Source organism: Parafrankia sp. Ea1.12 (assembly GCF_900465275.1).
GTDB lineage: Bacteria > Actinomycetota > Actinomycetes > Frankiales > Frankiaceae > Parafrankia > Parafrankia soli.
In genome coordinates, this window is the sequence record NZ_UBIZ01000635.1 from 1 (window position 1) to 1,573 (window position 1,573).

The window sequence follows — 1,573 nt, forward strand, 5'->3', positions numbered from 1 at the left end:
GTGCCGTCCGGTGCGTCATCCCCGTCTCGTGCCCCATTCGTCCGTTGCCCGTGGGCGATCCGTCCCGGCGTCCGCGCGGCAGCAGCACCCTCATCTGACAGATGATGCGGTGTGCCCCGATTCGTCCCGCGTCGGTTGTCACATCCGACTTGCGGGCCCGCAACATCACTATTGGTTGACTTATCTTTCGTTGACTTACCTTTGTTTTTGCCGGCAGGCACGCGCCGGTATGAGGCGCGGCGGGGGGCGGCGGCATGCGGGACACGCGCGCACGGCAGTCGTGCGACGCCCCCGAAGTGACGCCGGCAGAGACCATGGACGGTGAGCACGACACCCGCGAACGCGACATCGACGGCGAGGCCGAAGACGGCAGCGAGGCCGACCCGCCGGGTGACGGGAGCGACGCGGCGGCCGGCGCCGCGCGGCGCGGCCCGGTACGCCGGGTTCTGCTCGTCCTGACCGCCCTGCTGTCGGTCGCCGTGGTGGTGGTAACCACCACCGGCTGGTTCGTCATCACCTTCTACGACCGCAGGATCGATCGCGAGACCATCGCGCCGCCTGCCGACATCACGGTGACCCGCCCACCACCCGCGCCGGTCGGCACCGAGACCTGGCTCCTCGTCGGCTCCGACGTGCGCACCGGCTCGGACGCCGCGGCGGTCAGCGGCGCGCGATCCGACACTATGATGATCGCCCACCTGGCCTCGGACGGGCGGACGAACATCGTGTCGGTCCCCCGTGACCTGAGGGTGCCCATCCCGGCCTGGACCGACGACGGCGGCACCCACCACCGGGCCCGCCGAGACAGGATCAACGCAGCGTTCGGCAGCGGTGGCCCCGCGCTCCTCGTCGCCACCCTCGAGCAGGTGGCGGGACTGCGCATCAACCACTACGCCGAACTCGACTTCAACGGCTTCCAGCAGATGACGTCCGCGATCGGTGGCATCGACGTGTGTCTGCAGGCATCGAGCTACGTCGAGCCGCACACACTGGAGAACGGCCGGCGGGTGCGGTCGATGAACCTGAACGACCCCAGCTCCGGTTTCCTCGGGCAGCCGGGAAACAATCATCTGATCGGCGGCAATGCGCTTGCCTTTGTTCGGCAACGACATGGTTTCGCTGACGGTGACCTCTCCCGGATCCGCCGCCAGCAGGCGTTTCTCGCGGCGATGTTCCGAAAGGTCAGCAGCAGCGACGTCCTCTTGCGCCCGACCAAGCTCGCCGCGTTTCTGGGCGCGGTGACGCGGTCGGTGGTGCTGGACGACGAGACCGGCTTCACCGAGCTGCGCGCGCTGGCCGAGCGGATGCGCGGGATGACGACCGGCGCCGTCACGTTCTCCACCGTCCCGATCACGGGCCAGATCGCCGAACCGGCCTTCTACTTCCTGTACGACCCCGACCAGATGCGGCAGTTCTTCCGGAACATCACCGGCGGCGAGTCCCTGCCCGAGCCCACCGGCTCCGGAGACCCCATCCCGCTCGGCCAGCGCGCGCAGCTCGGTGAAGCCGGTCTCGTCGTCCAGCACCACCGACCGCGTCACCGCGCCCAGAAACGCGGCGGCTGGGTCGGGCC

General features: G+C 69.4%; 1 protein-coding gene. It reads left to right on the forward strand.

The annotated features are described in order from the left end of the window. Positions 1 to 254: 254 nt before the first annotated feature. Positions 255 to 1,573 (forward strand): LCP family protein (locus tag FMEAI12_RS34130; RefSeq protein WP_235015029.1); only part of this gene is annotated, 1,319 nt, incomplete at its 3' end.